Annotated in this window: 29 protein-coding genes and 1 riboswitch; of the genes, 21 read left to right on the top strand and 8 right to left on the bottom strand. The window is 41.6% G+C overall.

All coding sequences use genetic code 11. The features are described 5' to 3' along the window. Position 1: 1 nt before the first annotated feature. The 17 genes from AQPE_RS07325 to AQPE_RS07245 all read left to right on the top strand — a co-directional run bounded on the left by AQPE_RS07325 (position 2) and on the right by AQPE_RS07245 (position 14,847). Positions 2–559, top strand: a complete 558-nt coding sequence (locus tag AQPE_RS07325; RefSeq protein ID WP_318350407.1) for a sigma-70 family RNA polymerase sigma factor — start codon at positions 2–4, stop codon at positions 557–559. A 25-nt stretch (positions 560–584) separates the two neighbouring features. Then, positions 585–1,895 (top strand): serine hydrolase domain-containing protein, encoded by a 1,311-nt coding sequence (locus AQPE_RS07320; RefSeq protein ID WP_318350406.1) that lies wholly within the window; start codon positions 585–587, stop codon positions 1,893–1,895. A gap of 211 nt (positions 1,896–2,106) precedes the next feature. Beyond that, positions 2,107–3,417, top strand: coding sequence for a DEAD/DEAH box helicase (locus AQPE_RS07315; protein WP_318350405.1), 1,311 nt, complete (start codon positions 2,107–2,109; stop codon positions 3,415–3,417). Between the two features lie 150 nt (positions 3,418–3,567). Continuing rightward, positions 3,568–4,299, top strand: coding sequence for a hemerythrin domain-containing protein (locus tag AQPE_RS07310; RefSeq protein WP_318350404.1), 732 nt, complete (start codon positions 3,568–3,570; stop codon positions 4,297–4,299). Next, on the top strand, positions 4,292–4,894 hold the full coding sequence (locus AQPE_RS07305; RefSeq protein ID WP_318350403.1) for a helix-turn-helix transcriptional regulator: 603 nt from the start codon (positions 4,292–4,294) through the stop codon (positions 4,892–4,894). The genes AQPE_RS07310 and AQPE_RS07305 overlap by 8 nt, the downstream gene beginning before the upstream one ends. A 76-nt stretch (positions 4,895–4,970) precedes the next feature. Beyond that, positions 4,971–5,768 (top strand): hypothetical protein, encoded by a 798-nt coding sequence (locus AQPE_RS07300; RefSeq protein WP_318350402.1) that lies wholly within the window; start codon positions 4,971–4,973, stop codon positions 5,766–5,768. Next, a complete protein-coding gene (locus AQPE_RS07295; protein WP_318350401.1) occupies positions 5,758–6,066 on the top strand; it encodes a c-type cytochrome in 309 nt (102 codons plus the stop codon). Before AQPE_RS07300 ends, AQPE_RS07295 begins: the two co-directional genes overlap by 11 nt. A 136-nt stretch (positions 6,067–6,202) precedes the next feature. Continuing rightward, the gene (gene mnmA / locus AQPE_RS07290) at positions 6,203–7,381 is read left to right on the top strand and encodes a tRNA 2-thiouridine(34) synthase MnmA (protein ID WP_318350400.1); all 1,179 of its coding nucleotides are present in this window, start codon (positions 6,203–6,205) and stop codon (positions 7,379–7,381) included. Between the two features lie 130 nt (positions 7,382–7,511). Then, on the top strand, positions 7,512–8,387 hold the full coding sequence (locus AQPE_RS07285; RefSeq protein ID WP_318350399.1) for a YicC/YloC family endoribonuclease: 876 nt from the start codon (positions 7,512–7,514) through the stop codon (positions 8,385–8,387). Positions 8,388–8,487: 100 nt separating this feature from the next. Then, the gene (gene gmk / locus AQPE_RS07280) at positions 8,488–9,057 is read left to right on the top strand and encodes a guanylate kinase (protein ID WP_318350398.1); all 570 of its coding nucleotides are present in this window, start codon (positions 8,488–8,490) and stop codon (positions 9,055–9,057) included. A 95-nt stretch (positions 9,058–9,152) separates the two neighbouring features. Continuing rightward, positions 9,153–9,731 carry a nicotinate (nicotinamide) nucleotide adenylyltransferase gene (gene nadD / locus AQPE_RS07275; RefSeq protein ID WP_318350397.1) on the top strand — a complete coding sequence of 193 codons (579 nt, stop codon included), beginning with the start codon at positions 9,153–9,155 and terminating at the stop codon, positions 9,729–9,731. A 144-nt stretch (positions 9,732–9,875) separates the two neighbouring features. Continuing rightward, positions 9,876–10,016: riboswitch (molybdenum cofactor riboswitch) on the top strand. 55 nt (positions 10,017–10,071) lie between these two features. Next, entirely contained in the window at positions 10,072–10,620 is a 549-nt protein-coding gene (locus AQPE_RS07270; RefSeq protein ID WP_318350396.1) for a hypothetical protein, read from the top strand. Then, the gene (locus AQPE_RS07265; protein ID WP_318350395.1) at positions 10,607–11,782 is read left to right on the top strand and encodes a molybdopterin molybdotransferase MoeA; all 1,176 of its coding nucleotides are present in this window, start codon (positions 10,607–10,609) and stop codon (positions 11,780–11,782) included. The genes AQPE_RS07270 and AQPE_RS07265 overlap by 14 nt, the downstream gene beginning before the upstream one ends. Further along, positions 11,766–12,563 carry a GTP 3',8-cyclase MoaA gene (locus AQPE_RS07260; RefSeq protein ID WP_318350394.1) on the top strand — a complete coding sequence of 266 codons (798 nt, stop codon included), beginning with the start codon at positions 11,766–11,768 and terminating at the stop codon, positions 12,561–12,563. Before AQPE_RS07265 ends, AQPE_RS07260 begins: the two co-directional genes overlap by 17 nt. Positions 12,564–12,629: 66 nt before the next feature. Next, complete coding sequence (gene moaC / locus AQPE_RS07255) at positions 12,630–13,076, top strand: cyclic pyranopterin monophosphate synthase MoaC (protein ID WP_318350393.1); 447 nt, start codon at positions 12,630–12,632, stop codon at positions 13,074–13,076. A 48-nt stretch (positions 13,077–13,124) separates the two neighbouring features. Next, positions 13,125–14,522, top strand: coding sequence for an aspartate ammonia-lyase (locus tag AQPE_RS07250; protein ID WP_318350392.1), 1,398 nt, complete (start codon positions 13,125–13,127; stop codon positions 14,520–14,522). Positions 14,523–14,637: 115 nt separating this feature from the next. After that, positions 14,638–14,847, top strand: a complete 210-nt coding sequence (locus tag AQPE_RS07245; RefSeq protein WP_318350391.1) for a hypothetical protein — start codon at positions 14,638–14,640, stop codon at positions 14,845–14,847. Between the two features lie 81 nt (positions 14,848–14,928). Here AQPE_RS07245 and AQPE_RS07240 read toward each other — a convergent pair whose 3' ends face one another. The 3 genes from AQPE_RS07240 to AQPE_RS07230 form a co-directional block, all read right to left on the bottom strand. After that, a complete protein-coding gene (locus tag AQPE_RS07240; protein ID WP_318350390.1) occupies positions 14,929–15,930 on the bottom strand; it encodes an aldo/keto reductase in 1,002 nt (333 codons plus the stop codon). Positions 15,931–16,067: 137 nt separating this feature from the next. Continuing rightward, positions 16,068–16,835, bottom strand: a complete 768-nt coding sequence (locus AQPE_RS07235) for a DUF6048 family protein (RefSeq protein WP_318350389.1) — start codon at positions 16,833–16,835, stop codon at positions 16,068–16,070. Then, complete coding sequence (locus tag AQPE_RS07230) at positions 16,786–17,244, bottom strand: DUF6452 family protein (protein ID WP_318350388.1); 459 nt, start codon at positions 17,242–17,244, stop codon at positions 16,786–16,788. Before AQPE_RS07230 ends, AQPE_RS07235 begins: the two co-directional genes overlap by 50 nt. A gap of 186 nt (positions 17,245–17,430) precedes the next feature. On the opposite strand from AQPE_RS07230, the gene lepA reads away from it, so the two are divergent. Beyond that, entirely contained in the window at positions 17,431–19,218 is a 1,788-nt protein-coding gene (lepA, locus tag AQPE_RS07225) for a translation elongation factor 4 (RefSeq protein WP_318350387.1), read from the top strand. A 186-nt stretch (positions 19,219–19,404) separates the two neighbouring features. Here the strand turns inward: lepA and rprY are convergent, their stop codons facing one another. The 5 genes from rprY to AQPE_RS07200 all read right to left on the bottom strand — a co-directional run bounded on the left by rprY (position 19,405) and on the right by AQPE_RS07200 (position 24,153). Continuing rightward, positions 19,405–20,100 carry a response regulator transcription factor RprY gene (gene rprY, locus AQPE_RS07220; protein ID WP_318350386.1) on the bottom strand — a complete coding sequence of 232 codons (696 nt, stop codon included), beginning with the start codon at positions 20,098–20,100 and terminating at the stop codon, positions 19,405–19,407. Further along, entirely contained in the window at positions 20,063–21,685 is a 1,623-nt protein-coding gene (locus tag AQPE_RS07215; RefSeq protein WP_318350385.1) for a sensor histidine kinase, read from the bottom strand. The genes rprY and AQPE_RS07215 overlap by 38 nt, the downstream gene beginning before the upstream one ends. A 209-nt stretch (positions 21,686–21,894) precedes the next feature. Beyond that, on the bottom strand, positions 21,895–22,650 hold the full coding sequence (gene rnc, locus AQPE_RS07210) for a ribonuclease III (protein WP_318350384.1): 756 nt from the start codon (positions 22,648–22,650) through the stop codon (positions 21,895–21,897). A 5-nt stretch (positions 22,651–22,655) separates the two neighbouring features. Next, a complete protein-coding gene (gene fabF / locus AQPE_RS07205) occupies positions 22,656–23,897 on the bottom strand; it encodes a beta-ketoacyl-ACP synthase II (protein WP_318350383.1) in 1,242 nt (413 codons plus the stop codon). Positions 23,898–23,916: 19 nt separating this feature from the next. Then, positions 23,917–24,153 carry an acyl carrier protein gene (locus tag AQPE_RS07200; protein ID WP_318350382.1) on the bottom strand — a complete coding sequence of 79 codons (237 nt, stop codon included), beginning with the start codon at positions 24,151–24,153 and terminating at the stop codon, positions 23,917–23,919. A 192-nt stretch (positions 24,154–24,345) separates the two neighbouring features. Here AQPE_RS07200 and purN point away from each other — a divergent pair, with 192 nt between their 5' ends. The 3 genes from purN to AQPE_RS07185 all read left to right on the top strand — a co-directional run bounded on the left by purN (position 24,346) and on the right by AQPE_RS07185 (position 26,743). Beyond that, the gene (gene purN, locus AQPE_RS07195) at positions 24,346–24,921 is read left to right on the top strand and encodes a phosphoribosylglycinamide formyltransferase (RefSeq protein WP_318350381.1); all 576 of its coding nucleotides are present in this window, start codon (positions 24,346–24,348) and stop codon (positions 24,919–24,921) included. A gap of 204 nt (positions 24,922–25,125) precedes the next feature. Next, entirely contained in the window at positions 25,126–25,941 is an 816-nt protein-coding gene (locus tag AQPE_RS07190) for a 3-keto-disaccharide hydrolase (RefSeq protein WP_318350380.1), read from the top strand. Between the two features lie 157 nt (positions 25,942–26,098). Next, positions 26,099–26,743 (top strand): 3-keto-disaccharide hydrolase, encoded by a 645-nt coding sequence (locus tag AQPE_RS07185; RefSeq protein WP_318350379.1) that lies wholly within the window; start codon positions 26,099–26,101, stop codon positions 26,741–26,743. Positions 26,744–26,779: the final 36 nt, after the last annotated feature.

The following is a 26,779-nucleotide window of genomic DNA, read 5'->3' as shown; positions in this document are numbered from 1 at the left end:
GATGGAACAAAAAACAACTGAATTATGGCATCGGTTTAGCGACGGCCTGCTGCATTTTATCCGGAACAAAGTAAAAGATGAGGCTCTGGCTGACGATTTGCTTCAGGAAACATTTATCCGGATTCATTCGAAAATCGACAACCTGCGCGATGAAACTAAAGTACAGTCATGGGTTTTCCAGATTGCCCGAAACATCATCAATGACCATTATCGAAGAAATAACCCCATATCAGTTGAGGAAATTCCTGACGTGATTGACACAGAAGCTGAATCGGACGAAATGATGGCACAAACCATCCGCGACATGGTTCTCTTTATGGAAGACCTTCCCGGACAGGATTGTCAGGCGCTTTGTCAGGTTGAATTTGAAGGCAAGAGCATAAGAGATTATGCCGACCAAACAGGGATTACATACACCGCGGCTAAATCACGAGTAGCGCGCGCCCGGCAAAAACTCAGCGACTTGCTTATGAATTGCTGCCATTACGAATTCGACAAATATGGAACTGTCATCGGTTCCCATCCGATACATTGCTGTTGCTGTAATCAGCATAAATAAATTAGAAACCCTAAAACCTACAATTATGAGAATCAGATTAATTGCATTCATTTTACTGGTAGTATTTCAGTTACCAACCTGGGCTCAGCACACTTCTGATGTGTTAGCCGAACGTTCTCCGGCAATAGTTGGCGTCTCCGAAAAGCGACTTCAGTTGCTCGATCAGTTCATTCAGGATTATGTGAACAAGGGATATATTCCGGGAGGAGTTTTCCTGATTGCACGCGACAACCAGATTGTGTACAACAAAACCTTTGGATTCAGGAGTACCGATACAAAGGTGCCTTACAAAAAGGATGATATTTTCCGGATTTGCTCCATGACTAAAGCCGTCACCACGGTGGCTATCATGCAATTGTACGAAGAAGGCAAACTGGGTCTCGACGATGCTGTTCAGGATTACATACCGGCATTTAAAAAGACTCAGGTACTCGATACTTTCAATGAAAAGGATTCGACTTACACCACAGTGCCGGTTAAATCGCCCATTACTTTGCGACACTTGCTGACTCACACTTCAGGAATTGCGTATGGCGATTTTTATCCCGGAAAGATTATGGCGGTCTATAAAAAGAACAACATGCTGGGTGTTGGTTTGTCGCATCCAACCTGGAATACCGAAGAATTTATTAACCGGTTGGCGGCTGTGCCACTGGCCTTTCAACCCGGAGATCATTTCATGTACGGACTGAACATGGATGTTTTGGGGCGGGTAATTGAAGTTGTTTCAGGAGAAAAATTGAGTGACTATTTCCGGAAGCATATTTTTGAACCGCTTGGGATGAAAGACACTTATTTTTATCTACCCAAAGAAAAGCAATCGAGATTGGTGCCCATTTACGGATACGATGCCAACAATAAGTTAGAAATAATTGTAAGTTCAGAATTGTCTGGTAATATAGATTATCCGAAAAATACCGATATAGGCCATTATGCCGGAGGCGGTGGACTTTCTTCGACAGCCATGGATTACGCCATTTTTATTCAGGCGCTAGTGAACAACGGCATTTACAATGGTAAACGCATTCTTAGCCGGAAAACGATTGAAGTGATGACCGCCGATCAGATGATTACGTTGAACCAACAGGGAAAAGGTATGAGCAACAGACCCGGTGAGACCTTTTGTCTTGGTTTTGGGTTGCGCACGGATCCAGGGAAAGGAATTAACTCGAAATCGCCCGGAACCTACGAATGGAGTGGATATTTTACCACGAAATTTTTCATCGATCCCAAAGAAGATTTGATTTTTGTAGGTATGATGCAAATTGATAACTTTCGGCATGGCGAGTTTTATGATCGGGTAGCAGCCATTCTTTACAGTTCAATTGAAGAGTAACCGTTGGAAGAAATTTTCATTATAAAGGCTGCCAATTTCACGAAGTTGGCAGCCTTTATTTTTCAATGTCACCGTAACATCTTCTTTTTCAATAAAAAACGATAAATAAGTCCGAATTTCGGTAGCGTGTCGGATTAATGACTACATTCGCGGCGTAAACATAAAGGCCGGTCAAAAAAGTTTGATTCGAAGGTCTTTCCAAATTATTAAAATGTCATTTGAAAATTTAGATTTGATTGAGCCCATCCTGAGGGCTTTAAAAACAGAAGGTTACGAAACACCTACCCCAATTCAGGAACAAGCAATACCCATCATACTTCAGCGAAAAGATTTATTAGGTTGTGCACAAACAGGTACCGGAAAAACAGCAGCTTTTGCCATTCCAATTATCCAAATTCTGCACGAAACACATAATCCGGCCAGGGGAAAACGTAAAATAAAGGCCCTGATAGTAACACCAACCCGCGAATTGGCGATCCAGATTGGCGAAAGTTTTGCAGCTTATGGGCGTCATGCCGGGCTGAAACATACCGTTATTTTTGGTGGTGTTGGCGAACGTCCGCAAACCGATGCCTTGCGCGCTGGTATTGATATTCTGATTGCTACGCCAGGTCGTTTGCTCGACTTGATGAATCAGGGATACATTGATTTCCGGAGTATTGAATTGTTTGTGCTCGACGAAGCCGACCGCATGCTCGACATGGGTTTCATCCACGATGTAAAGCGCATCATTGCTGAGCTTCCGCGAGAGCGCCAGTCGTTGTTCTTTTCGGCGACTATGCCGGCTGACATCGTGAAACTTTCGCAAACGATCCTGAACAACCCTTCGAAAGTGGAAGTTACTCCTGAATCGACTACCGCCGAAAAGGTTGAACAGCAAATGTATATGGTGAATTACGCCGATAAGCGCAGCTTGTTGCTTCATTTGCTCAGAAACCCGGAAATTGTTTCTGCCTTGGTATTTACCCGTACGAAACATGGCGCCGACAAAGTAGTGCAGCATCTCCAGAAGAACGGTCATAATGCGATGGCCATTCACGGTAATAAATCACAAAATGCCCGTCAGAAAGCTCTTTCAGACTTTAAATCCGGGAAAATACGCGTATTGGTAGCTACCGATATTGCAGCTCGCGGAATTGACGTTGACGATTTGTCGCACGTGATTAATTACGAAATACCGAATATTCCTGAAACCTACGTTCACCGTATTGGCAGAACCGGGCGTGCCGGGCAAAGTGGTATTGCACTTTCTTTGTGCGACAATACCGAAATTTTATTCCTGCGCGATATTCAGCGATTGATTTCTCAAACCATTCCGGTGGTTAGCGATCATCCGTATGCAATGACCGATTTTACTCCTGAGAAAGCACCAGCAAAACAAGCAAGAAAACCGATTGCACGTCAGCACAACGGACAGGCAGCGAGGGAAAATTCGGGCAATCGCGAGGCAAGACCGACCAATCACCCATCGGCTCAGACCGAACAGAAACCTAAACGGACATTTTGGAGCAGAAGGCCATAAACTTTAACGCGAATTGATCCGATGACTTTTAGTCATCGGATCAATATCACATAGAAACCTCACTTCAAGTGGGGTTTTCGCATTTTGAGCGGTGAACCTTTTCCTGAATATTTTGTCATCTTTACAGGGTTAAATTTTATACTGAAATACATGGAATTGTTTAACGAAAACAGCAAACTTGCTTCGGTAATTCACAAGGATCATTCGTTGTTGCCGGTAATCAATCGGTTAGGAATTAAATTGGGCTTTGGCGATAAAACCATCCGCAATATTTGTGAAGAAAAGGGAATCGACCTCAATTTTTTTGTCGAAACCATCAATGTTTTTCATTACGAAGCATACTTCCCGGAGAAGCGTTTGCTCGACTTTTCGGTATCGATGGTTATTGAATACCTGATAAAAACACATCAGTATTACAAAGATTACCTGATTCCTGAAAATGACAGGCTGATCGAGCTTTTCCTGTCAGCCAGCCCGGATGAAAATACAGAAAACGATTTGGTCAGGAAGTTTTATACCAAGTTTAAAGATGAGTTCGTTATTCACATCAATTTCGAAGAGCGGGAAATGTTTCCGTACATTCTGGAGCTGAATCGTGTTGTCGAAAATCGGGCGTCCAGAGAACAATTTAAACAGAGGTATCCGGAGTATTCAATTTCAAGCTTCGAAAAAGAACACTCGAACATGGATGACAAAATGGACGATCTGACCAACATCATTATTAAATACTTGCCACCCAATTACGATCAGAACCGGGGAAATGCATTTCTGGCCAATCTCTTCATGTTCGAAAAAGATTTGAAGAACCATTCACGGATCGAAGACCATATTATGATCCCTAAGGTAAAACAGCTCGAAAAATTGTTGGTAAGCAATGAATAGCAATCAGAACAGATCTATTGTGGTGATCAGCCAATCAGACCTGGTTCTAACCGGTCTTTTTGAGGTGCTGAAGGGTAGCCTGGCCAGCGAAGTTGTCTTGCTTCACCGGGGCGACGAATTGATCGACTTTCAGGCAATGAATGGTCATATTTTAATCATAGCGACTTTAGAAGAACAGGAAAAGAGCAGCGCGCTTATGCGGAAAATACTTGTTTCGGCCCAACAAATACAATTTATGACACTTCATTTGGAAGCCGATTCAGTGTATTCCAATCAAACCATCAATCTTTTCGATGCGCCAACTTTGATTTGCTACAAGGTGAACGAAATCCTGAATTCATTCATTTCGGATCAGAATAAAGATACTGATACTGAACTTACCAAACGTGAAATTGAGGTGTTGCAAATGGTAACCAAAGGCCACTCGAATAAGGAAATTGCCGATTTGCTGTTTGTCAGTACGCATACTGTTATTTCGCACCGGAAAAATATTTCTGAAAAAACCGGTATCAAATCGGCTTCCGGATTAACGATGTATGCCATTTTGAAAAAGATAATCGATGTAAACGAAATTGATACTGCCGACTTGATATAAATCCCCATTTTTAGGGATTGTTTGATGATTGTGCCTCCGGTACTTTTGCTTCCGTTAAACGAACAAAAATCATCAAATGAGAAAAATTCTATTTCTGGCTGCGTTTTTAGTAACCATTAGTGCTGTTGCACAAGACCGGGTTTTCACTTATACCTACCAAAGTAACGTTTTAAATAAGGGGCAGAAAGAGCTTGAAGTTTGGTCAACTCTGGGGACCGGACGTAAAGACTTTTACCGGGGATTGAACCATAGCCTTGAGTTCGAAGTTGGGCTCGGGGGAAAACTGCAAACTGCATTTTACCTGAATTACGGTTACAGCAAAGGTATCACTGAAAATAACGGAATTGATTTTTTGAATTCGAATACATCGTACAGTTTTGCCAATGAGTGGAAACTGAAACTGAGCGATCCGGTGGCTGACAAACTGGGTTCGGCAGTGTATTTTGAGTATGCACTTGCTCCAGGCGAAACTGAACTGGAAGGGAAATTGATCTTGGATAAACAAACCGGACGGTTCATTCATGCCCTAAACCTTGTAGGCGAACTCGAATTCGAAAAAGAATTTGAAGCCGAAGGGAATGAACTTGAAGCTGAAACAGAGACAGAATTCAAAATGGAATGGAACTACGGCTTCTCCTACAAAATCAACAATCGATGGTTTGCCGGAGTTGAGGTGATGAACGAGAATGTTTTTGCTGAAGGGAAACTCGAAAAATCGATCCTGACTGCTGGCCCTGCTGTATCCTATTCAGGACAAGGTTTCTGGATGAATTTCACTTTGATGCCCCAATTGACGGACCTGAAAAGCGGTAGCCGCAACATTATTGATGAAGATGGACTTCAGGCTCGTTTAATTTTTTCGTATGAATTCTAAAATCCGAAACCGGATCATCCTGGCGGCCGCGATTATCTTCGGTGCGTGCAGTCCGACGCTATATCTGCCAACAATAAACGATGCGAGCCGGGCAGGTATTTCAACCGACAGCTTAATGGCAGGTCGTACTTTATACATCAATCATTGCGGAAGTTGTCACAACCTGCATTTACCTGAACAATACACTCAGGCTCATTGGGAAAAGGTAATGCCCGGGATGAGGCTTAAGGCCAAAATTTCGGAAGAAGAAGCGAAACTTATCTCCAATTTTGTTTTGGCACGCTGCAAACCCGATTAGCCATAAAATACTACCTGATCCGATGACTTCAAGTCATCGGATCAGGTTTTTATAAAAGGGGCAGCAAACAACAATACTTTCATTACTTTGGAAAACAACGCTTCTTTACCTATTTTTGCAACCCAAATAAAATAATATGAGTCGGGTTGTTATAGGATTGTCGGGAGGTGTTGATTCGAGTGTTGCTGCCTATTTGCTGAAGCAACAGGGGCATGATGTGATTGCGCTGTTCATGGTCAACTGGCACGACCGCACCGGAACCATTACCTCGCGCTGTACTTGGGAAGACGATGCCATGATTGCCGAGATGGTAGCCAAAAAACTTGATATTCCTTTTCATATTGTCGACCTCAGTAAAGACTACAAGCAGCGGGTGGTCGATTACATGTTTGCTGAATACAGCAAAGGCCGCACGCCCAATCCTGATGTGTTGTGTAACCGCGAAATTAAATTCGATATTTTTCTCGACGAATGTCTGAAATACAACGCCGATTTTGTGGCAACCGGTCATTACTGCCGCACTACAGAATTTGAAAAAGACGGACAAATTATCCATCAATTGCTCGCCGGAAAAGACAAGAATAAAGATCAGAGTTACTTCTTGTGTCAGTTGAATCAGTGTCAATTGTCGAAAGCCATGTTCCCGATCGGACATCTGGAAAAGCCTGAAGTGCGCGAAATTGCCCGGCAGCAGAACCTTCCAACCGCCGAGCGCAAAGATTCGCAAGGCATTTGCTTTGTTGGGAAAGTTGATTTGCCAACCTTTCTTCAGCAGCAACTCGAACCCAAAACCGGCAACGTGATTGAAATTCCGGCCGAGTTTATTGCTAAGAAAAAGAACATCGAAAAAACGGAAGAAAATTTCAAAAAGCTTTGCTCCGAATTTCCATATAAACCATGGAATGGTAAAGTTATTGGCGAACACCGTGGGGCTCATTATTATACGGTTGGTCAGCGCAAAGGCCTCAACATTGGCGGCCACGAAGATCCATTGTTTGTCATTGGAACTGATGTCAACCGGAACATTATTTATGTGGGAGAAGGCACTGAACATCCAGGGTTGTACCGTCCCGGGCTTTTTATTCCGAAGGAAGAAACTCACTGGATTCGTCCTGATTTGATCATGAATTCAGGAGAAAGCCGCAGATACGATCTCCGCATCCGTTACCGTCAACCACTCGAAAAAGCAACCATTTACCAACATGAAGATGGCATGTATATCATTTTCGATGAAGAGCAGCGAGGTATAACTTCCGGACAGTTTGCAGCCTGGTACGAAGGCGACGAACTGATTGGATCGGGAGTAATTGCTTGATGGGAAAGAGTCATTTGCCATTAGAAAATTGGCCGAATGCTCGTTCCTGATCACTTTTCAATTTTTCTAATACCTAATGCCTAATGACCTTTTCCTTTTTCTGTATCTTTAGAGCCTAAAACCATAATTTATGATCAGATCGATGACAGGGTTCGGGAAAACCGAATTCGAAGTGGGAACTAAAAAAATCACCCTGGAAATAAAGTCGCTTAACAGCAAACAACTCGATATAAATACCCGTGTACCTTCGATGTACCGCGAGAAAGACCTCGAAATACGCCGGTTAATTTCCGAAACACTGACCCGAGGTAAAGTGGATTTTGCTATTTATCTGGATAATCTGGGAACCGAAAGTACCTCCAGGGTCAATGCGGCTATCATCAAGGATTACTATCGCCAACTCGCTGATGTTCATCAGGATCTGGGCCTCGAAATCAACGAATCGATCATGCAGAGCATCATGCGCCTACCCGAAACGGTTAAAATGGTGTACGACGAACTCGATGAAACTGAATGGCTGGTGGTTCGCGAGAATCTGATAAAAACCCTTGAAAATCTCAATACTTTCCGCGATCAGGAAGGACTGGCACTGAAAGCTGACATTGATGCCAACATTGCCAATATTCTCGATTTATTGAATCAGGTTGAGCCTTTCGAGACTCAGCGCATGGAAAATGTGAAAACCAAGATTAAAGAAAGCCTGGACGCGCTTCAGTTGAATGGAAGTCTGGATAAAAATCGCTTTGAGCAGGAGTTGATTTATTACATGGAAAAGTTGGACATCAACGAAGAAAAAGTCCGTCTGGCCAATCATTGCAGCTACTTCACTGAAACCATGAATGAAGACGAACCTTCAGGCCGGAAGCTCGGTTTTATTGCTCAGGAAATTGGTCGCGAAATCAACACACTCGGATCAAAAGCCAACGAAAGCAACCTTCAGCGCATTGTGGTTCAGATGAAAGATAATCTGGAAAAGATTAAGGAACAAGTACTTAATGTTCTATAAAGGCAAATGATTTAGCCACGAAGACACAAAGTTTAATTTTGGAGAATAGGATTATCCTGTTTCCGTTTGTGACTTAGTGGCAATACTATTAATTTGATTTATGCTTGGAAAACTCATCATATTTTCAGCGCCATCAGGAGCAGGCAAAACAACTATTGTTCGTCATTTGCTTGAACAGGATTTAAATCTCGAATTTTCAATATCGGCTACCAGTCGCGGAATGCGCCACACCGAAACCAATGGGAAAGATTATTATTTTCTGACTCCGGAAGAATTCAGAAGCAAAATTGACAATGACGAATTTCTGGAATGGGAAGAGGTTTACGCCGGAACTTATTACGGGACATTAAAGTCGGAAGTCGATCGAATTCGTACGAATGGACAAAATGTAATCTTTGATGTGGATGTGGTTGGCGGCTGCAACATCAAGAAGTTTTATGGCGATGAAGCGCTCGCCGTTTTTGTACAGCCTCCATCGGTTGACGAATTGCGCAACCGGCTGGTTTCGCGCTGTACCGATGCTCCTGAAGTAATTGAAAAGCGGGTTGCAAAAGCTGCTTATGAATTAACTTTTGCCAATCAGTTCGACCGTATAATTATAAATGAAGATCTGACCAAAGCTTTCGAAAAGGCAGAGCAGTGCATTCGTGAGTTTATTGCGGCAAAATAGAATCATCGTCACCCTGAACTTGTTTCAGGGTCTCCATTTGTAAGAGATGCTGAAACAAATTCAGCATGTCTTTAAAAAAATAAATTTGGAACAAAATGATTAAAACCGGACTCTACTTTGGCTCCTTCAACCCCATACATGTTGGGCACATGGCCATCGCCAATTACATGGTCGAATACACCGATATCGATCAGCTTTGGTTTGTAGTGAGTCCGCAAAATCCACTGAAAAAGAAAAAAACATTGCTCGACGACTATCATCGTCTGGAATTGGTCAATCGCGCCATTGGTGACGATTTGCGTTTTCGCGCCTCCAAAGTTGAATTCGGTTTGCCTAAACCATCATACACCATCGATACATTGGCATATTTGAGCGAAAAATATCCAACTCACCAATTTTTTATCCTGATGGGCTCTGACAATCTGGAAAGCATTCACAAATGGAAGAATGCCGATGTTTTGCTTGCCAATTACGACATTATTGTTTATCCACGCCCTGGCTTTAATCCTGAAAGCGCTGAGAAATATCCCCGTGTTCAGATTGCCAATGCGCCACTGATGGAAATCTCCTCAACTTTTATCCGCGATGCTATTAAAGAAGGAAAAGACATCCGACACTTCTTACCATACCGAAGCTGGGACTATCTTCAACAGATGAACTTCTACAAAAAGTAGAGAAAGTCTTGAATCTTGAGTCTCAAATGGTGAGTGAAAAAACTATCGCAATGATAATTTGACAAATAGCTTCTTTTTATTCAAGACTCAAGATTTGAAATTCGAGATTTCTTGAAACTCATCTAAACATTTCTATATTTGCATATGTTTTTAATGCTCCGAGTTATAGGTACTAAGTGCTTTGCATAAGTACCTAAAAACCGATGGGTTGCAAGCAGAAACGCTTCAGCCTCCCGATTTCCACTGATGTGGAATGAATTGGAAAGGAGAACCCCGGCTACCCAAATTTGTGGCTTGTCTGCGATTTTCTCCTACATGCAACTGTATTTAAGCCGCAAGAATGAATTTAAGATTTAAAGATTTATTGCTCGTATCAGGCTCCAGTCGGAATGTTGGAAAAACGACTTTTATTTGCGACGTAATTGCCAGCAGCCCGCTGAAGAAAATGGCTGCTATTAAAATTACGCCTCATTTTCACGAGCCAGGCAAAGGTTTAATCCCGATTGTAGAGAATAGCAATTTCAGGATTTATGAGGAAACTGATTATACTTCAGACAAAGATACTTCACGGTATTTGAGGGCTGGAGCTGAAAAGGTTTATTTTATTCAAACAACCGATGATTATTTGAAGGAAGCTTTCCAGCTAACTTCTGTCCTGTTGGATCCCGATCTCCCTTTTATAGTCGAATCAGCCCGATTGCGACATATTCTGGTACCCGAACTTTTTGTATTTGTACAAGGAAGTGACGCAATTGAAAAACCTTGGGCTATAGAAATGCGGCAACTGGCCGACACCACGGTATTTTCTGATGGTGAAGAATTTAGCTTTAATCCACGACACGTTTATTTTCATAAATTCTGGAAAATTGATGAGCATGATTACGCTTGAACAAGCCCTTGAAATAGCTTTTTCGAAAGCTCAATTATTGGGAACCGAAACTATAGATTTTTTGCAATCGTCCGGATGTATTTTGGCTCAGGATGTTATTGCCGATGCCGATATGCCGCCCTTTCACAAATCGGCCATGGATGGTTACGCTTGTCGTAGGGCTGATTTGGATATGGAACTTGAGGTCGTTGAGATTATTCCTGCCGGATACACTCCAACCAAAAGTATTGCTTTGGGCCAATGTTCCAAAATCATGACTGGCGCTCAGGTTCCTGAAGGCGCTGATACGGTATTCATGGTTGAATATTCAAGCGAAACTGCCACTGGAAAAATAAAGTTTACGGGAGAAAAAACCAATTCGAACATTTGCCTGAAAGGCGAGGATTTGAAAGAGGGAGATTTGGTAATTTCGTCGGGAACGATGGTAAAACCGCAGCATGTCGCCATATTGGCATCAGTCGGGTGCATCAACCCGTTGGTTTATCAAAAACCACAAGTGGGCATTATTTCAACCGGATCGGAGCTGGTTAATCCTGAGGTTACGCCACGATCATCACAAATTCGCAATTCGAATGGTCCTCAGCTTTTTGCTCAGGCCACAAAACAGGGGTTTCCGGTAAATTACTACGGAATTGTACCCGACGACGAACAATTAACCACAAAAATCATCGAGAAATCGGTAGCTGAAAGTGATGTAACCATTCTTTCAGGAGGAGTTTCGGTGGGCGATTTTGATTTTGTTCCCAAGATTATTCAGAAACTTGGGTTCGAAATCCATTTCAACAAAATCAACATTAAACCCGGTCAGCACATCACTTTTGCATCGAAAGGAAACAAATACATTATTGGACTGCCGGGAAATCCGGTTTCGTCGTTTATTCAGTTCGAGGTTTTTGCTTTGCCGTTTCTTAGGAAATTGATGAATTATCAGCAGCCTGAAATTCAATTACCCATGCCGATGAGTCACGATTATTTCAGAAAAAAAACCGACCGAGAGGAATGTTTGCCGGTTCAGATTACCAATCAAAACGAAGTCACGTTGGTTGAATATCATGGGTCTGCACATATTCATGCTTATCATCAAGCATTTGGGTACATTTCGGTTCCTGCAGGAACAACTGAAATCTTGAAAGGAGAACTCGTTCATGTTCGACCGCTTTAACCGTTCCATAAACTATCTACGTATTTCGGTGACCGACCGGTGCAACCTGCGCTGCACGTATTGTATGCCCGAAGAAGTTATTCGTTTGCTCCATCATGCTGACATTTTGAGCTTCGAAGAAATAGTTGAATTTACAAGATTGGCAGTATCAAATGGAATTACCAAAGTGCGGCTGACAGGCGGTGAACCACTAGTTCGAAAGGACATTGTTGAACTGGTTTCGATGCTTGCTGCAATTGATGGATTGGAAGACTTGTCGATGACAACCAATGGTATTTTGTTACCGAAATATGCACGAAAGTTAAAAGCTGCCGGACTGAATCGGATCAACATCAGTTTGGATACTGTAAATCCTGAAAACTACTGCGAGATAACCCGAACCGGGAATTTGGAACAGGTTCTGGAAGGAATTGACGCAGCCCGCGAAGCGCAACTGGAGCCCATAAAAGTGAACTGCGTTTTATTGGGCCAACCCGATGAAGAAACGCAGCAACTCAAACAGTTCTGTGAGGAGCGCGGATTGAAATTGCGGTTTATTCACCAGATGAACCTGAAAACCGGAGAGTTCTCAACCGTTGAAGGTGGCGACGGTGGAAATTGCAGCAAATGCAATCGTGTTCGTTTACTTGCCAATGGCGACATTAAACCCTGTTTATTCAGCGATTTATCTTACAATATTCGAAAATTAGGACATCAGGAAGCATTGAATTTGGCTTTAGGCAACAAACCGAAAAGCGGAACTTACAATAAGTCAGGAGAATTCTATAATATTGGGGGATAAAAAGTGTTGCGAGTAAAACATGCAACTTGAATCCCGCAACCCGTAATAATTTTTGAAACTTGAAATATGAATAAATTAAGTCATATCGACGAAAAAGGAAAGGCAAAAATGGTTGATGTCAGCCAAAAGCCTGATCAGGAGCGGGAAGCCGTTGCCAGAGGTTTTATTCAGCTTCAGCCCGAAACCGTTGAACTGATTCGCCAGAACCAGATCAAAAAAGGCGATGTGTTGACTGTTGCCGAAATTGCTGGAATCCAGGGAGCTAAACGTACGGGTGAACTAATTCCGCTTTGTCATCCGCTTCAACTTTGGAAAATTGATGTAAAATGTACTCTTCAGGATGACGGTGTGCAAGTTGAATGTACCACTTTGTGCTTTGGAAAAACCGGAGTCGAAATGGAAGCGCTCACCGGCGTGAATGTGGCGCTGCTTACAGTTTACGACATGTGCAAAGCGGTTGACAAGGAGATGGTGATGAAAGACATCCGGTTAATCAGCAAAACAAAGAAGTAAATAATTGTTTAGCTTTGACTGATAAACAACCAAAAATCAGTTTCGCTCATGCAAAAATACCGGAAAGAAACCGATCTTCTTGGAACACGCCAGATTCCTGCCGACTCGATGTGGGGAATTCATACTGAACGGGCATTGGAGAACTTCCAAATCTCCGGAAGGACTGTTCATCTGGAATTGGTGAAAGCTTTCGGTGCGGTTAAACTTTCATGCTTCCAGACTAACCGGCAATTGGGGTATTTCACCGAAACCCAAAAAGTCGAAGCCATTGAACTGGCTTGCATTGAAATGGCAGAAGGACTTTTGAATAAATACGTTGTTGTCGATAGTCTTCAGGGAGGAGCTGGTACCTCGACGAATATGAATGTAAACGAGGTCATTGCCAATCGCGCTCTTGAGATTTCAGGAAAGGAAAAAGGCGATTATACATTCATTTCTCCGCTCGACGATGTAAATCTGCATCAATCAACAAACGATTCTTACCCAACAGCGCTTAAAATTGCGGCTATCCGAATGATTCGTCAACTCGAACAATCGGTGCTTGACCTTCAGGAAGCATTTCAGGCAAAAGAAAAAGAGTTTGCACATGTGGTGAAGATTGGTAGAACCCAACTTCAGGATGCGGTTCTGACCACATTGGGTTGTGAAATGGGCGCCTATGCTGAAGCTTTTAATCGCGATCGTTGGCGCTTTTCGAAATGTGAGGAACGATTAAGAGTGGTTAATTTGGGTGGAACAGCCATCGGTTCGGGACTGGGAGCTCCGCGCCAGTTTATCTTCAGGGTGGTCGATAAATTGCGCGAAAATACCGGAATTGGGTTGGCACGAGCCGAAAACCTGATTGACAATACTCAAAATGCCGATGTTTATGTGGAAGTCTCGGGAATGTTAAAAGCATGTGCTGTATCAATTCTGAAAATAAGCAACGATTTGAGGTTAATGGCCAGTGGTCCTGATGCCGGGTTCGCTGAAATCAGGCTTCCGGAGAAACAGGCCGGATCGTCGATTATGCCGGGGAAAGTGAATCCGGTTATTCCTGAAGCTGCGGCACAGGTTGCCATGGTAGTAATGGGAAATGATGTTGTGATAGCTCAGGCCGCTGCCGGAGGAAACCTGGAATTGAATCAATTCATGCCTCTTGTGGCGCATTCGCTTCTGGAAAGTATCGAACTGCTGACCAATGCTACTAAAATGCTGCGAGTTCATTGTATTCAGGATTTGGAGGCAAACGAAGAACAATGCCGGAAAAATGTATTGAATTCGACAGCACTGATTACCGCGATTATTCCTGTGATTGGTTATGAAAAGGCCAGTGAAATTGTTAAGAAAGCTAAAGACGGGCAGATCACAATACGGCAGGCGATTATTAATTCGGGAGTAATTAACGAACAGGTTTTAAACGGGTTGATTAGTCCGGAAGCCGTCTGTCGGCTTGGATTTATATAGCTTTCGATAATTCTTATTTATATTTATTCCAAATAATTGTTAACGCATTTTGTTATGATTGGAAATATATTTAGTTTGGCAGAAGAATTTAGTATTAACCAATAAAATGTATAACATGAAAAAATTAGCATTGGTTCTTGCATTAGCTTTTACAATGGGCTTGGCTGCTTCAACGGTAAACGCTGCAACAACAAAAGACGACAACAAGAAAACTGAAAAGAAAGAATGCACTGCTTCTGAAAAGAAATCTTGTTGTGCTGACAAAAAAGCTTGCTGCTCGAAAGACAAAAAAGCTGAAACCACTCCTGCAAAAGATAAAAAATAGTCTTTTTTGCATGTTTAGATAAACAGAAATGACCGGAATTGCCGGTCATTTTTAGTTTAAAGACTTTTATCTATGCTCTTTTTATGCTTCTTTTTTCTTAAAATATTCAACCTTTCCAGTAAGAGCAATGTGCTTTACCTTTTCTATCAGGACTGATTTCTGTTCTTCAGTAAGTTTGGAAAAGGAGCGGGCTAGTGCAATTTTTTCACGCATGAAAGTTGCATTCTCATTTCCTGAAATTAAAACAGAGACGGGTAGTGACCACACAAAATGCATGGCCTCTTTTATGCTTAGGTAATTCGGAATCAGTGGGTCATCGGTTGTCCATCCGGCCTGTTCTTTATTAGCAAAAAATCGGCCATCGGCCAGTGATTTGATAGCCAGAATTCCCAAATTCCTTTCCAGCGCATTCGGCATAATATTTTGGGTGAAGCTGAAATAAGTCTGATCCAGCACGTTCACCGGCATCAATACCGTATCGAAAATATCACTTTCTTTGGTGCGTTCGAGCATTCGGGCATGAGCAAACGGATTCTGGTGTCCAGTAAATCCAAGATATTTTATTTTGCCTTCGTCCTTAGCTTTCAATAAAACATCCAAAACACCTAACTCAATTCGGCTGTCAACATCTTCAGGTGTCGAAATGGCGTGAACCTGATACAAATCGAGATGATCGGTTTTCAACCTTCGCAGTGTTCCTTCCAAATGCTCTTTTACCGTTTTTGCATCTTTACCTGTCGATTTACTCATCAGGAAAATCAGATCGCGATATTTCGGAGTCAGGTATTTACCGTAGCGTGTTTCACTGGTTCCGTCGGCATAACTTTCAGCGGTGTCAAAAAAGCGGACACCACCTTCCAAAGCAGCTTCAATTACTTCCTGAGCATCTCGTTCGGTGGTCCAACCAACGTGGTAGCCTCCGGTGCCGAGCATGGTTACATACTGATTTGTTCTTCCGAGTTTTCGTTTTGGGAGAACCTCCCCGAGTCGGTCTCTTTCATCGGCTGCCTTTGCTGAGCCTGCTAATGTGAGGCCTGCAGTTGCTCCTGCGAGTGATTTGAGAAACATTCTTCTGTCTGCCATAACTTTCAGATTTTGATTACCATTAAGTTATGAATTTTAAATGACTTTGCCAAGTCTTGATGCTAAACATGAATTGAGAGGACAAAATCCATATTCTATTATTCGAGTAACGATTTTCTGTAATTATTTCATGAGACCTATTTTCCCGTAGCTGGCTTTTTAATGATTTTGCCGACTTTCTTGTCCATGACCGCATCTTTTTTTCGGTCAATCGACTTTCTAAAATCCCATGGCAAGTTGTAATAAACCGAATAAGTAAAATCGAGGTTAAATCCTTTTTCGGCTTTTCCATAGCCCGGAATAAAATAAGTGGGTGGCATTCCGAGGTCTTTGTTGTTGAGCTTTATCTTTCCCCGAATGGTCCAGCCCATATAGAAATTGTGTATAATCTCACCTTTTATTCCAACCAAAAATTCGCCCCAATGGGCAAAGTAATTCTGATTACTGAATCGACCGGTAGTGGGAGTCCAATAGGAGTCTATCGTATACGAATTTACTTGCTGACGAGCCAGTACAAATCCGTAACGAAGCCCTACATAAAAGATGTTTTTGTCATTTTTATTTTCGGCCTGAAGAAAATTGTAATCCATGCCGATTCGCGAATAACTTCCGGAGCTTTTATAATCGATGTAACTGGTCTTGATTTTCATTACATCGAAACCCGTTTCAAAAACAGGAAATAGGTTGGGCCACAGTTCCATGTCAGCCGAGAATTCAGTGCCATAGCGATTGCCTTTAGTCCATAAATCCTGAAATGGACGCGTAATATCTGCACCCAGACGAATACCTTTCATGCGGATGTAGTTGTCGGTTCGTTTCGGTTTGATCTTCTTTTGCGGCTCTTTTTGCCCGTAGCTAATTGCTGCCAGAAGACAAAGGACGAAGGTAAATCTTAATATTTTCATGCCATGTTTTGGTTACCAGACTGTCAGTAATTAGGATGGAATCAATTCTGTTTTTCGTAAAATCGATGCTTTGCAATTTATATTCATTATAAAATCCCGTTTCTATCGAAGCATATTTCATCGACGTTTCATAAGTAAAATCGATGGTATCGGTTACCGAATCAAATGAGACCAGAAAACTTGACTTCGTATTTGCAGAAAGAGGCAAATTTAGCACGCTTAAAGCAGTGTCTTTAAATAAGTAAGTTTCAATCCCAATGCCACGTATTGATACGATTGGAGAAACGGTTCCACCAGCATTTGAATTCAGAAGCGTTGCCTTAAGTAAAGCTTGCGGAGGAGCTTCGAACACTTCCTTGCATGCTGCTGCCGTAATCAGGATCAAGAGTAAATATACAACTCGCTTCATTCTTTGCGTTTTATTGAAAGGCGTAAATGTAGGCATATTCAGACTGAAACGGAATATGAAATTGAATTTTTGCAAAGCTTATGCCTGACAGGTTTTTAAACCCTGTTAAGGTTAACGAAATTTGAATATCTTTGCGGCAAATGCGATTGGAGGATTTGATTAATAAGGTTTTTAGAAATTTCAGGAATGAAGAAAATACGTAATTTTTGTATTATTGCGCATATCGATCACGGAAAAAGTACGCTGGCCGACAGGCTGCTCGAATATACCAAAACGGTTGACGCCCGTGCGATGAAAGCCCAGGTTCTCGACAGTATGGATTTGGAACAGGAACGTGGAATTACGATTAAGAGCCACGCCATACAGATGATGTACACGCTTAACGGTCAGGAATATATCCTGAACCTGATTGATACTCCCGGACACGTCGACTTTTCGTACGAAGTTTCGCGTTCAATCGCTGCCTGCGAAGGTGCTTTGCTTATCATCGATTCAACGCAGGGTATCCAGGCTCAAACCATATCCAATTTATACCTGGCCATCGATCACGACCTGGAAATTATTCCGATCCTGAACAAGATGGACCTGGATAATGCGATGCCTGAAATCGTTGAAGACCAGATTATCGGTCTCATTGGCTGCAAACGCACCGACATTATTCGCGCCAGCGGGAAAACAGGGCTTGGGATCGAAGAAATACTGGAACGCATTGTCAATGATATTCCTGAACCGAAAGGAATTGAAGATGCGCCGCTTCAGGCCCTGATTTTTGACTCCGTTTTTAACCCGTTCCGTGGAGTTATCGCCTATTTGAAAGTTGAAAACGGAATACTCCGGAAGGGCGATCAGGTTAAATTCGTGAATGCATCGAAAGAATATGTGGTTGACGAAGTTGGTGCGCTGAAACTTGGGATGTTTGAGCGTTCTGAATTGAAAGCTGGAAGTGTTGGATACATCATTTGTGGTATTAAAACTGCCCGTGAGGTAAAAGTGGGCGATACAGTTACCCATTCGAAAGCGCCTTGCGAAAAGGCCATCGATGGGTTTGAAGAAGTAAAACCAATGGTTTTCGCCGGAGTTTACCCGATCGATTCTGAAGATTACGAAGATCTCCGCGCGGCCATGGAGAAACTACAATTGAACGATGCTTCACTCACCTACGAGCCCGAATCATCTGCTGCGTTGGGTTTCGGGTTCCGTTGCGGATTCCTCGGATTGCTGCATATGGAAATCGTTCAGGAGCGCCTCGACCGCGAATACGACATGAATGTGATCACCACTGTTCCCAACGTATTATACCACGTTCATACCACCAGAGGTGAAACGATCAATGTGTACAACCCATCTGGACTGCCTGCTACCACTACCATCGACGATATTGACGAACCGTTTATCCGCGCGAACATTATTACTGCTTCCGATTTTATCGGGCCAATCATGACCTTGTGTCTCGACAAACGTGGAACACTTTTGAAGCAGGATTACCTGACTACCGACCGTGTTGAAATGGTGTTCGACCTTCCTTTGGGCGAAATTGTGTTCGACTTTTACGATAAGCTGAAAAGTATTTCGAAAGGATATGCTTCGTTTGATTACCATATGCTCGATTTCCGTCCGGCGAAACTGGTACGTTTGGATATTCTCCTGAATGGCGAAATGGTCGATGCTTTGTCGACCTTGATTCACTTCAACAATGCGTATAGTTTCGGGAAACGGATGTGCGAAAAGCTGAAAGAGCTGATCCCACGCCAGCAGTTCGACATTGCGATACAGGCGGCTATTGGCGCCAAGATTATTTCGCGCGAAACGGTGAAAGCCGTTCGTAAAGACGTAACAGCCAAATGTTATGGGGGCGACATTACCCGTAAACGCAAACTTCTCGAAAAACAAAAGAAGGGAAAGAAACGCATGAAACAGGTGGGCAATGTTGAGGTTCCGCAGAACGCTTTCCTGGCTGTGCTGAAATTGGATTGATTTTCTACTACTGAGCAGGTGACTTCAAGTCACCTGCTCAGTACCAAACAATATTTTATAAAAGGTTTTTCCAGATCAAAATGGAGAAACCTTTTTTTTGTGATTTGATTTTCGAAAACGAAAATTCCGAAAACAAAAAATCCCGCTTTGCAGCAGGATTTTTTTATATCTGGGTACAGTTTCAGATTACATGATCAGTTTGTATCCTTTTCCGTGCACGTTGATGATTTCAACTTTCGGATCATCTTTCAAATGCTTCCGGAGTTTAGTAATGTAAACATCCATGCTACGGGCATTGAAATAGTTGTCATCTATCCATATTGTTTTAAGGGCAAAGTTACGTTCTAAAACCTTGTTTGCATTGTTGCACAGCAAACGGAGCAATTCAGCTTCTTTGGTGGTTAACTTTACTTCATCTTCTTCACCTCCGGTGAGGATTTGCTTACGCGAATCGAAGGTGTAAATACCCAATTGATAAACAGCATCTTCGTGGGAATTGTTATCCTGACTTACCCGTCGCATAATGGCTTCAATACGGAAAATCAACTCTTCCATGCTGAATGGCTTTGTGATGTAGTCGTCGGCACCGATTTTGAATCCTTCCAACACATCTTCCTTCATGTTTTTGGCAGTCAGAAAAATAATCGGAACGTCCATGTTAAGCAACCGGATATCTTTGGCCAACGAGATCCCATCTTTTTTAGGCATCATGATATCCAGAATACAGAGGTTGTAAGGCTGATTTTTAGTGAATCCTTTGTATGCCAACTCTCCATCGGAATATAAATCTGTTTCATATCCTTTGGCAATTAGATATTCTTTCAGTAACAATCCAAGGTTTTCATCATCCTCGGCCAATAGCAATTTTACTTTTTTTTCCATGGTCTTCTGTGTTTATCGGAAAATATATCATGAATTTTGTTCCTTTATTTGGCGCGCTTTCAACTTTTATCTTTCCCTTGTGCGCATCAACAATAATTTTAACGTAACTCAACCCTAGCCCAAAACCTTTTACATCGTGCACATTGCCAGTTGGGACGCGATAAAAGCGCTCAAAAATCTGGCCAACATGTTCGCTCTGTATTCCAATACCGTGATCTTTTACCGATAGAACAACAAAATCGTCTTTTGTCTCGGTTGAAATATGAATTCTGGGCTCGTCCTTGCTGTATTTTACAGCATTGTCGAGCAAGTTAAACAAAACATTGGTAAGATGTACCTCATCGGCCTTAATGATTGCCGGGTCTGCCTTCAAATCTGAGGTTAATTCGCCATTTTTAGACTTTACCCTAAGTTCGAAGTTTAAAACGACCGAATTAATCAGCGTATTAATATTTACTTCTTTGAATTTTAGTTTCAGTTTTCCTTCATTAAATACTGCCATTTGAAGTACTTTTTCAACCTGAGTCGTTAACCGCTTGCTCTCCTGAAAAATAATTCCGGAGATATGCTCAATGGTTTTTGGAGTATTGGTAACCGTATTGTCGCGCAACATCTGACTGGCAAGTGAAATCGTCGAAATTGGTGTCTTCAGCTCATGAGTCATGTTGTTGATGAAGTCGTTTTTGATGTTTGATAATTTTTTCTGTCGAAGAATAATCAGTATTGTGAAAACAAAAATACCTATCAGCATAGCTGTCAGAACGAAAGTTGGGATAACCAGGAACCCGGTTTCTTTCAGGAGATAGGTTTTCTGTTTTGGAAAGTATAGGAAAAGCCAGTTTGGCTGGAGGATATCGTCATGCGGGAACAAGAGGATTTTGTAGTCGTTCTGCTGGTCAGAGTTAAAATTTTTATCTCCGTAAACTAACTGTTCTTTTCCTTGGGGAAATGTTTTTAGTGCATATCTGAAATCAAGATTTATGCCTTGTCTTTTTAGTTCAGCCTTAATCGATCTTCCCAGAGTACTTACGTCTCCTATGCGGTCTTCAATTGGTAATTGCGAGAGTATCGCGGCCTGAGTTTGCAGTTCAAACATTCGTGCTCTCAAATCAAGTCTTGCTTCGTATTGCTTTCGGGCAAATCCATCTGATTCGTGTAAAATATCGAAAGCATTTGGAAATTCTCCAGGTCTTCCACGTTCGCTTTCTTCTTTGTCGGTTTGCTCATTACCAAAATCTACGGCTATTTCCTCACTGTGAATTACTCCTGAAGTTCTTTGGGAATATTGGTAGGAAAGGATCTTGCTTTGTATGGTAAGTGTTCCCGAGGTTGATTGTTGAATACTTCCCGGGAAAATACCATTGTTTCTGGGAGTTGTAAAATCTTTAGCCAAATCCACCAATAATGAAGCCTCATCCATTTCAAGTTGATATACAACTTTAGTCAGTGCGCTATTTACTTGTGCGTTAAATTGCTCTTCTTTTATTTCAAGTGCTTTCATGATCGAATTGGTCTGAACCAGAATCAAACTGGTCATCACCAAAGCCATGATCACAATTAATATAAGTATTACCCTTCTACTCATAGCGCAAATATAATCTTTAAAAATGCTGATAATAAATACTTAACAATATTTAACACAGGTATTCCAGTCAATAAACGTTAAAGCTTTAGCTCCTGAAAACAGAAATTGGAATGGCTATTTCAATTTCTGTTTTAGTTTTTGCAACTAAAATAAATGAACCTTTGGGGTGTAAATGAAAGGAAAAGGAGTTAAATACGTAAAGGCAATTCCTATTCTGCAGGGTTTGGATCGGGGTACCGGTCTTTAATTTTATCGAGGGCAACCTTTGACGCATTTTGTTGGGCTTCTTTTTTGGACGCGCCAGAGCCTTTTCCCAAAAGCTCATTGTCGACTTCAATAATTGCCATGAACCACGGTTGTTTCCCATCATTTTTGCTTTCGTCGGTAGTGTCAAACGAAACTGCTTTCTTATTTTTCTGCGACCACTCAATCAACTGACTTTTGTAGTTGGAGTTCGTGTTTTGCACTTCAACCAGATTAACGTAATTGTTCAGCAGTTTTCGGGTGATAAATTTTTTTGCTTCCGGATAACCTTTATCCAGGTAAATTGCACCGATAAGCGCTTCGAGTGTGTCGCCGTAAATATGGCTCGATTCGATGGTTGAGGTGGTGTTCGATTGGATGAAATGATTCAGGCCAATCTGGTAAGTTAATTGTGTCAGAAAACTGCGGTTGACCAGTTTCGAACGCATTTGGGTGAGGTAGCCTTCATCCTGATTTGGAAAACGGTTGTACAGAAAATCGGCAATGGCAGCTCCTAATATGGCATCGCCTAAATATTCAAGCCGTTCATTATTAATGTAATTACCTTGTGAATCAATTTTTGAAGCCGATTTGTGAATAACGGCAATGTCGTATACGCGTAAGTTTGTCGGATAAAAACCCAGCAGCGATCTTAAAAATAAATAAAACTCTTTTCTAGAAGAAGAAAAGAGTTTTATTCTTTGAACGATAGTTCGTATCACTTGTGTTAAATTTTCTTGAAAATAACAGTAGCATTGTGTCCGCCAAAACCAAACGTATTGCTTAATGCAGTTCTGATTTTGCGTTCTTTAGCTACATTGAATGTGAAATCAAGTTTTGAGTCGATTTCAGGGTCATCCTTAAAGTGATTAATTGTGGGTGGAATTATACCCTCTTGGATAGCGAGGATACATGCAATTGCTTCAACAGCACCAGTTGCTCCCAGTAAGTGACCAGTCATCGATTTGGTTGAACTAATGCTCATTTTGTAAGCATGTTCTCCAAATAATTTCTGAATAGCCTGAGGTTCAGCGATGTCTCCAAGTGGAGTTGAAGTTCCGTGTACATTAATATAATCAATGTCTTCCGGATTCATACCTGCATCTTCCAAAGCCCATTTCATGCATAAAGTTGCACCACCTGATTCAGGATCGGGGGCAGTCATATGGTAAGCATCAGCTGACATACCACCACCTACCAACTCGGCATAAATTTTTGCACCACGTTTTACCGCGTGCTCATACTCTTCTAAAATGAGAGCTCCAGCACCTTCTCCCATCACAAATCCATCGCGATCCAAGTCAAAAGGACGTGAAGCTGTCGTTGGATCATCATTTCGGGTCGAAAGAGCCCGCATGGAATTAAATCCAGCTAAGCCTGCAGGATTTATTGCTGCCTCTGAACCTCCGGAGATAAATACATCCACCTTACCCATACGAATATAATTCATCGCTTCGATAAGGGCTGTTGAGGAAGAAGCACATGCTGTTACCGTTGTGAAATTTGGGCCTCTAAATCCGTATCGGATAGAGAGTAAACCACTTGCAATGTTGGCAATCATTTTAGGAATGAAGAACGGCGAATATCGAGGCATCTCGTTTTTATAATTCAACGTTTCTTCAAAGAAGGTTTGTAAGCCTCCAATTCCGGCACCCCAAACAACTCCAGCCCTGTCTTTGTCGATTTTTTCGAGATCAAGACCAGAATCTTCCATTGCCTGTGCAGCAGCTGCATAAGCATACAAAGTGAAAGGATCGTGTTTCCTGATTTCTTTTTTCTCCACATAGACCGAAGGATCGAAATTCTTCAGCTCGCAGGCAAAAGTTGTTTTGTGAGTGGTGGCATCAAAATGAGTAATAGGGCCTGCGCCACTTTTCCCATTTTTTAAGCCGTCCCAGAATTCCTCAATAGAATTACCAAGCGGGTTTACAGTTCCAAGGCCGGTAACAACTACCCGTTTAAATTCCATAAATTTCGTTTTGTTATTATTACTTCAAATTTGCTTCGATGTGCGAAATCGCTTCACCTACAGTTGAGATTTTTTCAGCCTGATCATCTGGAATAGCCAAATCGAATTCTTTTTCAAATTCCATGATCAATTCTACGGTGTCAAGTGAATCAGCACCAAGGTCATTGGTGAATGATGCTTCGAGGGTAACTTCACTTTCATCAACACCTAATTTGTCAACAATAATTGCTTTTACTTTTGCTGCAACGTCAGACATAACTCTAATTTTTGGTTAATATTAAAATTGTTTCAAAAAATTCGATGCAAAGTAATAAATTTACACCCGATATTTCAAACTAAAAATGAATTAAATGGTTGAATAAAGCTTGAATGATTTAGATAGTTGATCTACATTTGAACCTATTATTCTAAAATTCCATTAGACATAAAACAATAAACGAAAGATTAAATGAAACGAATTGCCATTTTTGCCTCGGGCTCCGGGACGAATGCCCAAAAGATAATTGAGTATTTCTCAACCAGTAAGGAGATTGTTGTTGATTCACTTTGGTCGAATAATGAAAATGCGTATGCACTAATCCGGGCAGAAAAACTCGGAATTGAAACGTTCACATTCGAGAGTGACGAATTTTACAGAAGTAACGAGATTTTAGACAGACTCTACGACCATAGGATTGACATGATTGTTCTGGCCGGTTTCCTTTGGCTGGTTCCACGTAATCTCACCGAATTATTTACTGTTATCAATATTCATCCGGCTTTATTGCCCAAATACGGTGGAAAAGGTATGTTCGGGGTAAATGTGCACAAAGCCGTACTTGCTTCAAAAGACAAAGAATCCGGAATCACAATCCATCAGGTCAATCAGGATTACGATAAGGGAAAGATTATTTTTCAGGCAACTTGTCCAATATTGCCAAAGGATACTCCGGAAACACTTGCTGCTCGCATTCATGAGTTAGAATATCAGCATTACCCACGGGTAATTGAGGAAGTGTTATTAAGTGAAGAAGATGATGATTAATTGTGCTAATTGATTGTTCTGATATAGAATGCCACTTGTTTATCCAAACAGGTGGCATTTTTAGTTTATTTTTAGGTGGATCGTTTTGAGTGTTTGAATATGCCCAACCAACAACTTAAGATTGGGCGCTAATTGAAATGCCTGTAATATTGTTTTAAATTTAGATTGTGATTACTTTTAGAACCAAACTAACTTGCCAATACGATGAACCGAAACATTTTAGTATTACTACTTATTGCTGTGTTTTTCAGCTTTGTCCGGAACGCTGAAGGTCAATCACCTATAGCCGATCATAAACAATCTGCGATTTCTCAGAATGGTGAATGGATACCTCTATTCAATGGAAAAAACCTGGATGGTTGGACTCTAAAAGTAACCGGATACCAATCAGGAGAAAATCCACTTAACGGATTTAGGGTCGAAAACGGAATTCTTAAAATCGATTACAGTAAATTCGACAAATTTAATGGCCGCTTTGGACATTTGTTTTACAAAGAGAAGTTGTCGTCATACATTCTTCATGTCGAATATCGGTTTGTTGGAGAAATGTTGCCTGATGCTCCCTCGTATTGTTACCGAAACAGTGGAGTTATGGTTCATTCCCAGTCGCCCGAAAGCATGGATATTGACCAGAACTGGCCGGTTTCAATTGAAGTACAATTACTTGGAAGTACGGATTCGGTTAAACAGACTACCGCGAACTTTTGTACACCAGGAACAACCGTTTATTTTAAGGACCAGCCAACAAATGAACATTGCATTAGTTCCAATTCGAAATATTTCCCTGATGGAGAATGGGTTAACCTTGACATTGTAGTACAAGGAGGCAAAACCATAACCAACATAGTAAATGGCGACACGGTACTCGTATGCTCGAAACCACAGATTGGAGGATATTTATTACCCAAAAAATATCCGTTACCTGAAGGTACTCTTTTGGAAGATGGCTTCATCGCATTGCAGTCTGAAGGTCAACCTCTTGAATTCAGAAGAGTTGACATAAAATATCTTGATAAATAGCCAATTGGAAGCGACCATAGAATAAATTGAATGCTGATTCACGAAACTAAGTGATCTTAAAGATTTGATATTGTAAATAATTAAGCCTAAAATGATGTTTGGAAAATCTAGTTCAATAATTTTTCTCGATAATGTAATCAAACCAATATGGCGAACGATGTTCCTTTTTTTCCTGATCACATTTGTAGGAATATCAACCGCAACAGCTAACCCGGTTTCAGGAGCAAAACCAACAGAGCCAAAACCGCTGACAAAAGAAAATTTGCTGGATCAACCCACTGATTTTGATAGCCTGTTTAATGGGAAAGACCTAACCGGTTGGGGTTATCGGAACAAGGAACAAGGGGAATTTGTCTTTGATTCATTCAAGGGTAGGAATCAATCAAATGATGGTCGCTTTAAAGTGATAGATGGTTCGCTTACTGTTAATCCCAATAACTACGTGGAATTAAATGACCCATCCTACATCACTCTGTGGACGGAAGAGGAGTACCCCAATGATTTTATCCTTACAATTGAGTTTCGGGCATCAAAGAATGCCGATAGCGGAATTTTCATTCGCGGAATACAGTTGCAATGTCGGGATTACCTTGTTGCAGGACCGTACAAGGATCTCAAGAATTACAAAGCGCAGGAATGGAATCGGATTGAAATTGTTGTAAAGGGTAATGTTGCCCTTTGTACCTGCAACGGCGAGCTACTTGAAGACGCGCTAAAACTTCCGGCCACTGGCTCACTCGGACTCGAAGCTGATCGGGGACAGGTGGAGTATCGCAATATCCGGATTAAAGAATTACAATAGGAAATAGAATATGTGATATACATAAGACCTAAAAAC

The sequence above is a fragment of the Aquipluma nitroreducens genome (assembly GCF_009689585.1).
In the GTDB taxonomy this organism is placed as follows: Bacteria; Bacteroidota; Bacteroidia; order Bacteroidales; family Prolixibacteraceae; genus Aquipluma; species Aquipluma nitroreducens.
Note: the sequence above shows the minus strand (reverse complement) of the source record. Positions and strands in the feature narration are given on the sequence as shown.

Bases quoted from the DNA above. Each gene is read 5' to 3' on its own strand.
- AQPE_RS07325 (WP_318350407.1), top strand. From the start codon at position 2: ATGGAACAAAAAACAACTGAATTATGGCATCGGTTTAGCGACGGCCTG.
- AQPE_RS07320 (WP_318350406.1), top strand. From the start codon at position 585: ATGAGAATCAGATTAATTGCATTCATTTTACTGGTAGTATTTCAGTTA.
- AQPE_RS07315 (WP_318350405.1), top strand. From the start codon at position 2,107: ATGTCATTTGAAAATTTAGATTTGATTGAGCCCATCCTGAGGGCTTTA.
- AQPE_RS07310 (WP_318350404.1), top strand. From the start codon at position 3,568: ATGGAATTGTTTAACGAAAACAGCAAACTTGCTTCGGTAATTCACAAG.
- AQPE_RS07305 (WP_318350403.1), top strand. From the start codon at position 4,292: ATGAATAGCAATCAGAACAGATCTATTGTGGTGATCAGCCAATCAGAC.
- AQPE_RS07300 (WP_318350402.1), top strand. From the start codon at position 4,971: ATGAGAAAAATTCTATTTCTGGCTGCGTTTTTAGTAACCATTAGTGCT.
- AQPE_RS07295 (WP_318350401.1), top strand. From the start codon at position 5,758: ATGAATTCTAAAATCCGAAACCGGATCATCCTGGCGGCCGCGATTATC.
- mnmA (WP_318350400.1), top strand. From the start codon at position 6,203: ATGAGTCGGGTTGTTATAGGATTGTCGGGAGGTGTTGATTCGAGTGTT.
- AQPE_RS07285 (WP_318350399.1), top strand. From the start codon at position 7,512: ATGATCAGATCGATGACAGGGTTCGGGAAAACCGAATTCGAAGTGGGA.
- gmk (WP_318350398.1), top strand. From the start codon at position 8,488: ATGCTTGGAAAACTCATCATATTTTCAGCGCCATCAGGAGCAGGCAAA.
- nadD (WP_318350397.1), top strand. From the start codon at position 9,153: ATGATTAAAACCGGACTCTACTTTGGCTCCTTCAACCCCATACATGTT.
- AQPE_RS07270 (WP_318350396.1), top strand. From the start codon at position 10,072: ATGAATTTAAGATTTAAAGATTTATTGCTCGTATCAGGCTCCAGTCGG.
- AQPE_RS07265 (WP_318350395.1), top strand. From the start codon at position 10,607: ATGATTACGCTTGAACAAGCCCTTGAAATAGCTTTTTCGAAAGCTCAA.
- AQPE_RS07260 (WP_318350394.1), top strand. From the start codon at position 11,766: ATGTTCGACCGCTTTAACCGTTCCATAAACTATCTACGTATTTCGGTG.
- moaC (WP_318350393.1), top strand. From the start codon at position 12,630: ATGAATAAATTAAGTCATATCGACGAAAAAGGAAAGGCAAAAATGGTT.
- AQPE_RS07250 (WP_318350392.1), top strand. From the start codon at position 13,125: ATGCAAAAATACCGGAAAGAAACCGATCTTCTTGGAACACGCCAGATT.
- AQPE_RS07245 (WP_318350391.1), top strand. From the start codon at position 14,638: ATGAAAAAATTAGCATTGGTTCTTGCATTAGCTTTTACAATGGGCTTG.
- AQPE_RS07240 (WP_318350390.1), bottom strand. From the start codon at position 15,930: ATGGCAGACAGAAGAATGTTTCTCAAATCACTCGCAGGAGCAACTGCA.
- AQPE_RS07235 (WP_318350389.1), bottom strand. From the start codon at position 16,835: ATGAAAATATTAAGATTTACCTTCGTCCTTTGTCTTCTGGCAGCAATT.
- AQPE_RS07230 (WP_318350388.1), bottom strand. From the start codon at position 17,244: ATGAAGCGAGTTGTATATTTACTCTTGATCCTGATTACGGCAGCAGCA.
- lepA (WP_318350387.1), top strand. From the start codon at position 17,431: ATGAAGAAAATACGTAATTTTTGTATTATTGCGCATATCGATCACGGA.
- rprY (WP_318350386.1), bottom strand. From the start codon at position 20,100: ATGGAAAAAAAAGTAAAATTGCTATTGGCCGAGGATGATGAAAACCTT.
- AQPE_RS07215 (WP_318350385.1), bottom strand. From the start codon at position 21,685: ATGAGTAGAAGGGTAATACTTATATTAATTGTGATCATGGCTTTGGTG.
- fabF (WP_318350383.1), bottom strand. From the start codon at position 23,897: ATGGAATTTAAACGGGTAGTTGTTACCGGCCTTGGAACTGTAAACCCG.
- AQPE_RS07200 (WP_318350382.1), bottom strand. From the start codon at position 24,153: ATGTCTGACGTTGCAGCAAAAGTAAAAGCAATTATTGTTGACAAATTA.
- purN (WP_318350381.1), top strand. From the start codon at position 24,346: ATGAAACGAATTGCCATTTTTGCCTCGGGCTCCGGGACGAATGCCCAA.
- AQPE_RS07190 (WP_318350380.1), top strand. From the start codon at position 25,126: ATGAACCGAAACATTTTAGTATTACTACTTATTGCTGTGTTTTTCAGC.
- AQPE_RS07185 (WP_318350379.1), top strand. From the start codon at position 26,099: ATGTTCCTTTTTTTCCTGATCACATTTGTAGGAATATCAACCGCAACA.